Source organism: Halomonas sp. 707D4, from assembly GCF_024158685.1.
In the GTDB taxonomy this organism is placed as follows: Bacteria; Pseudomonadota; Gammaproteobacteria; order Pseudomonadales; family Halomonadaceae; genus Vreelandella.
Genome location: NZ_JAMZBD010000124.1, coordinates 1 through 7,607, shown reverse-complemented (window position 1 = coordinate 7,607; position 7,607 = coordinate 1). Strand labels below are relative to the sequence as shown.

The 7,607-nt window shown below is 43.9% G+C and carries 7 protein-coding genes and 1 pseudogene; 1 reads left to right on the top strand and 7 read right to left on the bottom strand.

What is annotated here, in order from left to right:
- Positions 1–1,146, bottom strand: a 1,146-nt coding sequence (locus BIS11_RS07335) for a BapA prefix-like domain-containing protein (protein WP_253585872.1), incomplete at its 3' end; no start/stop codon positions are given.
- Positions 1,147–1,723: 577 nt separating this feature from the next.
- Here BIS11_RS07335 and BIS11_RS07330 point away from each other — a divergent pair.
- Positions 1,724–2,212: a pyridoxamine 5'-phosphate oxidase family protein gene (locus BIS11_RS07330; RefSeq protein WP_253425010.1), complete on the top strand. Its 489-nt coding sequence runs from the start codon at positions 1,724–1,726 to the stop codon at positions 2,210–2,212.
- A 75-nt stretch (positions 2,213–2,287) separates the two neighbouring features.
- Here the strand turns inward: BIS11_RS07330 and BIS11_RS07325 are convergent, their stop codons facing one another.
- The 6 genes and pseudogenes from BIS11_RS07325 to BIS11_RS07295 form a co-directional block, all read right to left on the bottom strand.
- Entirely contained in the window at positions 2,288–2,521 is a 234-nt protein-coding gene (locus tag BIS11_RS07325) for a DUF333 domain-containing protein (RefSeq protein ID WP_253425012.1), read from the bottom strand.
- Between the two features lie 45 nt (positions 2,522–2,566).
- Positions 2,567–2,953, bottom strand: coding sequence for a hypothetical protein (locus tag BIS11_RS07320; protein WP_253425015.1), 387 nt, complete (start codon positions 2,951–2,953; stop codon positions 2,567–2,569).
- A gap of 105 nt (positions 2,954–3,058) precedes the next feature.
- Entirely contained in the window at positions 3,059–3,511 is a 453-nt protein-coding gene (locus BIS11_RS07315) for an META domain-containing protein (protein WP_253425018.1), read from the bottom strand.
- A 271-nt stretch (positions 3,512–3,782) separates the two neighbouring features.
- Positions 3,783–5,132: a hypothetical protein gene (locus tag BIS11_RS07310; RefSeq protein ID WP_253425022.1), complete on the bottom strand. Its 1,350-nt coding sequence runs from the start codon at positions 5,130–5,132 to the stop codon at positions 3,783–3,785.
- A 53-nt stretch (positions 5,133–5,185) separates the two neighbouring features.
- Positions 5,186–6,046, bottom strand: coding sequence for a hypothetical protein (locus BIS11_RS07305; RefSeq protein WP_253425024.1), 861 nt, complete (start codon positions 6,044–6,046; stop codon positions 5,186–5,188).
- Positions 6,043–7,326: pseudogene (locus BIS11_RS07295) on the bottom strand (hypothetical protein). Before BIS11_RS07295 ends, BIS11_RS07305 begins: the two are co-directional and overlap by 4 nt.
- Positions 7,327–7,607 lie beyond the last annotated feature (281 nt).

Below are 7,607 nucleotides of genomic sequence, written 5' to 3'. Positions count from 1 at the left end.
ACCTTCGCCGACGATCCAGCTTGCCCCGCCGTCGATCGAGTATTCCCAGCGCGCGCCGGGCTCTAGGTCGCCGACGATCACGCTGCCGTCACTGGTGATGCCGTCCACCTCGCCGGTGTCGTTCTCGAGCGTCAGCGTCGGGGCCGCCGGCGCGGTGGTATCCACCACCACCGGCGCCAGCACGCCGACGGGGCTGGTATTGCCAGCCGGGTCGATCTGGCGCACCTGCACCTGGCCTTGTCCGTACTCGCCTTCCGGCAATACGAAGCGATCGCCTTGGCCGACGGTCCAGGTGGCGCCGCCATCCAGGCTGAACTCCCAACGGTTGCCATCGACCAAGCCGCCCACCTGCACGGTGCCGTCGCGAGTGACACCATCGCTGTCGCTGCTGCCGGTATCATTGACCAGCGTCAAGGTAGGAGCCGGCGGCAGAGTGGGATCGCCGGGCTCTTCTGGGTCATCGGGGTCGCCAGGCTCTTCTGGATCGTCGGGATCACCCGGTACGTCTGGATCATCGGGGTCCCCGGGTTCTTCCGGATCATCGGGATCGCCGGGCACAACCGGATCGTCTGGCTCGCCCGGAACCTCCGGGTCACCCTCTCCATCCTCGATCGGGTCATCGGGCTCCGCCGGATCGGCTACACCATCTTCGCCTTCATCTACGGGCGGGCTGGCCGGTGAGTCCGATGAGCTGGAAGATCCCCTTGCCAGCCCAATGGCTGCTGCCCCCAATCCACCTAGCGCCAAGGCCGGAACAAGGTCATCCATGTAAATGGCACCCTTTTCCCGCCCCTGTTCGAAACCCGCGTATTCGGCCTCCGGGTAGGAGGCCGCGAAAATGACGGTACCATTGGAAAGCGTATTCAGCTCGACAGGGATCAACTGATCCTCTTCACCGGTCAGATAGAGCTCACTGGGAGATTGACCGGGTACGTCGGCATAGAAGCCAATCACGCGAAGCGTCTCACCGTTGGTGAGCTCGATCACCAGATCGTTGCCATCGCGCAGCATCGATGCAATGTCTTCCGGCGCCACCTGAAGAAGCACTTGGCTGGGACGTGACAGGACGATGTTAGTGTCGAAATCAAATGCTGAAACAGCGGTTACATCGTTTTCGAGAGACGCTACCTTGGCTTGGTAAGACATGCTTCGATCCTCTGTATTCTTGTAAACGCGATCTAAGTAATATCAGCCGAGTTTTCGTTAATATTCAATATCTCCCACGTCATGCTCTATTTGTACAAGAGACGAAAACTATACGCCTACCTGGCACGCCATCCTGTATACAAAAAATAGTTATTTCAAACATATAGTTATAATTAAGGTACGGCTGATTTAGTAATATGAAAGTTTAATTTTTTTGAATCTTTAATTATTTCGAATGGTAAACAAATTGGACTACGATTTTTTTCTATAACGAATCTCATAATTTTAACTTGTGTAACGTTATCTTTTGTAAACATAATAACCTATGCAATTATTGAAGAATTAGTATCGTACAATAAACAACTTATACCATTTGTAAGAGATATCGACGGATTAGGAAATAAAACTAAATTTGTTTATGAAGATTTCTTAAAATCATGAGATTTATCGAAATCAATGCCGCTTTATCATATCCAAATGAAGCAAGTATTTTTGTCTATACTGATAGAGGGTAATAACGCACCCCAACCAATTAGTTACATTTTGCAACATTCGATGGCATACAAGGAGTGAGGCAATGTCGAGCCCCGAGCACAAACAGAAGATCTGGAAACTGATCAAGGATATCAAGGTGGGTATGCTGGTCACCAATGACCACGATATGCCCCGGGCACGCCCGATGCATCTGGTGCAGGAAGAGTACGACGGCACGCTCTGGTTCTTTACCCGGCGCAGCGCCGAGAAGGTTTTCGAGACTCAGCAAGACCATGACGTGTGCCTGAGTTTTTCCGACCAGGAAGACGGCGTGTACGTATCGCTGTCCGGCACCGCCAGCCTGAACGACAACCCGGATCTGATCGAGAAGTATTGGAATCCCTTCGTTGCCGCCTGGTTCCCTAAGGGCAAGGACGACCCGGACCTCACCCTGATGGAAATCAAGATCCACATGGGGGAACACTGGAAAGCGAACGAGAGCAAGGTCTACCAGCTCTACGAGATCGCCAAGGCCAATTTCAAGAAAAACGCCACGCCAGACATGGGCGAGAACGAGAAATTCGGCCACTGATCGGCATCGCCTTTTTCTAACCCACAACGCCAGCGGTCGCTGGCGTTGTGGTGTCCAAAGGCTTTCAAACGGGACTTAGTCGATACTGAGGCCACCGGCGCGATAGAACTGATGAACCTCGATCACCCGTCCTTCGGTCAAATGGCAATACTGACGCGTGGTACCCCCCTCGTCGCGAGCTTTCACTTCCCCGCCTTCACGCTGGCAGAAATCCTCGGCGATCTTCTGGGCCTGGGTATCCGGCTGGCCCGCAGTGGTACACCCTGCCAACAGCGCCAATGCGGCAATTGCTAATGCGATACGAACCATAACCCCTCCTGGGTGGGTCTCGATGAGCCGTCATGACGACCAACGTTACTGCGTGGAATCGGTGCCCATGGCGTCTGTTTCCTTCCCGGCTTCACTGTCGTTCTCTTCTTCGGCGCTCAGGGCGGTGAGGGTATCCGCATCGGCGATGTAGGCCTGCTCCTCGGCGCGATCAAAGAGGCACAGCTTCTGACCGCGCTCGCCGTTCATGTGGGCCTGGGGGTAGGTACCCGCGATCAACAAGGCCGTCATGCCCGCCTCGTCGCTGAACAGCACCGGCTCCCCGGCCGCCTCGGCATCCTCGAACTGGCTCAGCGCCAGGCACTGCTCGAGCACCGCCGCATCGTGTTCTGCCCAGGCATCGCTGGTAGAGGCGTGAACGCTGGGCAAGCCCACGAGCATCAAGGACAGAGCGGGAATGAGTAAGGGCTTCATGGTCGTCTCCTGAGGGGGGTGTTCTACAGGATAGACCAGCCCCTGTGTCGCTGCGTCGGCGCGATGCCGTACGCCTAGGGTGTCCCACCGTTCAGGCGCCACCGCTCAATAGAGATACACTGCCTCGAAGTGAGCCACAGGCTGGCCTTGAGCATCATCCAGGGTCAACGTCTCCCCTACGACCTCCCAGCGCGCTACGCGTTTCAACGCCTGGAGAAAATCCCGCTCGAGCGTCATCTGAGGGCTGGCACAGGCCATGCGGGTCGTGGCCAAGGCGCTAAAACTCAATTGGTTGTCCTTCAACGCATACCCACCCATCAGGTTGTTACACCCGGTCGAACCGGCCACCCGCGTTTCCTCCGCATGAAGCACCAAATACGCCTCGCGCGCTTGGTCACTGACCGTGGCGGGCTGCTCCCCGACGGTGACCAACTTCCAATAGGTGTTTTCCAGCGGCGCCTGAGGGGCGGTGTCGCGGGAAGAAGCATTGAGTGAGGTGCAGCCGTTAAGAACAAGTACGCTAGCGAATGAGGCTGAGATTAGATATTTTGCTTTCATTAAGGATACTCTCATTGGACTTGGCATGAGTCTAAGAAAACATATAAGTAAATGAATTACGATAAATTTTAATAGATAAATAAAAAAATAACATTAAGTATACCAAAACCTCGTTCTCATCACCTAATAGCCTACAGTGGTAGTACAAGTTGTCTTTACTCATGGGGGCACTCATCGACAGCTTCCATTCAGAAACATCGTTCAGTGTTTGTGATATAGAAAGCACTGAAACGAAGCCGCCGAAAGGAGTCGGAACGTTATAAGCCAACTATTAGCTCCTGTAGAGGTGCACTATAATATCGTTAGTTGAGAAATTACTTTCACTCCATGAAGAGATAATATTTCTTTCATCAAGCCAACTAATTAAATTTCGATTAATAAGAGTATTATTTAGCCTGGGTCTTTTAAATCCAACTTTAATATCTGAAAATGGTGTTTTTAGATTGGCCAAAACATGACGTACTTCGTCATCATTCATTAAAGAATGATATTTATTAAAAAGTGAAATTTGCACACCTGCTTCTGTAGAGTTAATTATTATAGATTGCGCAACACACGCATTAACCTTAGATACTTCATTATTCGCGTTATTAATAATTGGACCTATTAATGCTGATCGCTCAGGAATGGCTGATAGTTTTTCAAGGTCCATTAGTTCGACTATTCCTAACTTGGTTAATTCAGAAATATCTAGTTTAAGAAGTTCTTCTCGAAATTCATCATCAATTTTAAAAGCTTCTGGATCTTCAATATATGAATTAATGTTGACCGCGACAAATAGTATTTGTAGATCTCGATTGTCAGCTAAATTATTTAGGTTCTCTTGAGTAAAGTGTATTTTTTCTTCCTCTACCAGAATTCTAAGCTTTGATGATTCTAGACCTCCGGGTAGTTTTTTGAACGGATTAGGAAGAGCGTGAACATATTCTTTATAAGAAGTATCAGACAACGTACCAGCATTAATTAAGAACTGACGCAGCTTCAGCGAACCCGAATCGCATGGTATAGTATGTTGTAGTATAGCCATGCGGATAATATCTCTATCAAGATACTTAAGCAGAACATCCTTATCAAATACTTCAGATCTCATAAATTCAAGGCAGTTTATCCAATTTGGCTCAATAGAATTTATCTCAAAAACCATTAAGTATAGCTTTTCAGGTAAATCCTCTAAGTATGGCAATCGAGTTACTTGTCGTTCAAGAAACTCGCCAAGCTTTTCAATATCTAATTTATCTTGCTGAACTATGGCAAGAATAGCCGAAACATCCTCATTGGAGTTTTCTTTTAACGTTAAAAGAACTTTAGCCAAGTAGAGATCAATATCGCGCTCAACTCGTTGTAGTAAGGCTGCGTTATTTAATGAACGGATAGTAGTGTAATTTCTCTCACGCATAGGTTTGAGATCATCATTACCCAAAATCGATTTATAGATGAATTCCAAATTCAAGATTGTGAGCTTATAAAGCCCCTTCTCAAATATAACGCGTACAATCTCAGTGTGTTTTTTTATTGAGGCTAAATCTTGGATCTCAAAATTAAGACATACAAGTCGTTCAGATGCTAAATTAGGTAAATACTCTAAAATCTCCGAAAGATTAGCAGAAACGAACTCTGACAACTCATAAAAATCACCTGCAAGCGTTTTAAGCGAGTTTACAGGAAGATTCTCTATTAGCTGGGTAATGTGATTAATTTTTTTGGACTTACAATTGCAGCAGGTATAAAGCCTTTCCAAGCTTTATTTAACCCAACCAAGAGGTCTTTAACATTGAGGCCAATATTATAATAAGAGACGAAAAAATCATCACTCTTCTCAAATTGAAATGAAAGATACTCAAAGAGTTTTTGTATTTCTTTATAATAATTTTTTTGATCACTTAAAAGACTATCAACAATCTTGACATTTAAAACATAGCTTTGTCGAAAATCTTCTTCTCGCATTGCGGCAATAACTTCTTTTGGATTATCGATAGGAAAATCAGGTTCAGGAGTTATAAATGCACGTACCTGAATCAGAAACTTGTTGTCATTAGGAGACAAACGACCTGAATGAAAAAGTGAAGTAAATTGATAATAAGTATCGTCAAGATAGCCTTCTAGCAATAGAAAGCGAGCAAGTTCACCATTGTCTCCGAAGCTCTCGAAAATATGCATAATACTTTCCAAGTTCAAACGCAATATCTCGTTAAACTTAGCGGTGCGGAGTACTGTCAGCATAGATTTAAATTCGCGTATTTGTTGCAAGCTCTTATTCTTAATTTCTAACGTATTATTTTCGATCTCGTCCTTACGTTGCTGATAGGTTTTGTTAGAATCTACATCATTTTGTAGACTAGAAATATTGAACTGCTTTGAATGGCCTTGGGGGGTACGATAAGAAATATGTGAAGCTTCTAATAACTTTTCAAATTCCTTATGCGAGACCATTTGTTGGCAATCAATCCATACTCCATTGTTTAAGCTAATGCGTGAAATGTTCGGAGGCAGCATCTCAATTAAAGCCATAGCATAAATTTGACGTAATTCTTTCAAGTCCGATGGCGTTTGTTTTCAGCAGCACTATGTTTATCCTCAATCTTTAAAATTTTTTCTTTATAGATAGACTCACTATCTCTAATCAACTTATCTTTACGCTTCAGTATTTCAGCAAAAACTCCCTCGCCACGGTGTAATAATTCAAAATCTTTTGGATAAACATTTTTATAAATAAGAATAGCAAGCAGCTTATTTGGATCTAGTATATTCTCTCCATCAACTTCCAAATTAGCCACATAAATAGTGTATTCATTAAATATATTCTGAATCAACCGCAAGTCGTTTAGATATCTAGATACTTCTCTTATAAATTGCTGATCAAGACGTTGATCAAGTTCAAGCCTTTTTCCTTATTGTAATACCATATCAATTGAATTTGATGTATTTATAATCGGTATTACAGGAATGATAAATTCAAAAAACTTAGTTCGATCTGTGTTAATAAACATATCGTCACGTAGAGCATAAAGAAATCTGATATCACGATTAATACCTGAATTTTTATTTACAAGACTATTAATTTCACGCAGAGTAACGAAAATTTCAGGATTTTCGAACCGATCTATATCTTCAATTACAACTAAATCATAATCAGTTTCTTGAAAGAAATAAATTATTTCATCCAAGTGACGGTTTAGTATTGATGCTTGATCATCGCGCGCAGGTTTTAACTCAACGTCTTTCAATGAGATACCTTTTAGCGATAACCCAAAACTAGCAATATAAAAACGATGAAGCATAGTCCATAGAAATATTGCTGCAAGCGTAAAAGCTCCTAAGTTGAACCAATTACTAGTAGCAAATGGAGAGAAAAATGAACTACTTATAACGTTTTCACGCTGATCAAAAACGTACCATAGGCAAAGCATTCCAAGCATTATGTATAAAGATTTAAATATTGACCAAACACCTGGTGATTGAATTCTTTTAAATCGCGATAACGGAAGTTTATTCGCATTAGCACCATACAACATTTGCTGTAAGATGCTTCTCTCGATCTCTTGCCTGCTCATTTTTTCGCTGACTGAATCGGTTTCAGGAACGAATGCAGCAAGAGAAATATGTAACGCTGGCCGCTGATACTGTTTCAAGAAAGATTGGATAATACTACTCTTACCCGAGCCATAAGGTCCAGTTAAGGCAATATTAAAGACCTTATCGTTATTCGTCGCAAATGTAATCGCCTCCTTATATATATTTGACTTATCTGCATCATCTTTTGGTGCAAGATCAACAAACTTTGATTGTATGTTATCGGAGCGGTTTTTGCCTTCCAAATAAGAAGCTATTCTTTGAAGGTTATTTATAAGCCGATATAACATTAAGGAAATATAATTTTTCAAGTGATTAGTCAACTCAGCTTTTAAAGAAAATTAAATTAAAATACCTACTTGTATAATGGTCACTTCTTCTAAAAAATGTTACTAAATATAACTTACGCCCATATTTTTATTTCGACCAAATTTTAGAAATTAAAAGCTACTCACCTTGATCACCTTTTAGCACCTTTTAGCACCTTTTAGCACCTTTTAGCACCTTTTAGCACCTTTTAGCACCT

Coding starts and splice junctions, on each gene's coding strand:
- BIS11_RS07330 (WP_253425010.1), top strand. CDS start 1,724: ATGTCGAGCCCCGAGCACAAACAGAAGATCTGGAAACTGATCAAGGAT.
- BIS11_RS07325 (WP_253425012.1), bottom strand. CDS start 2,521: ATGGTTCGTATCGCATTAGCAATTGCCGCATTGGCGCTGTTGGCAGGG.
- BIS11_RS07320 (WP_253425015.1), bottom strand. CDS start 2,953: ATGAAGCCCTTACTCATTCCCGCTCTGTCCTTGATGCTCGTGGGCTTG.
- BIS11_RS07315 (WP_253425018.1), bottom strand. CDS start 3,511: ATGAAAGCAAAATATCTAATCTCAGCCTCATTCGCTAGCGTACTTGTT.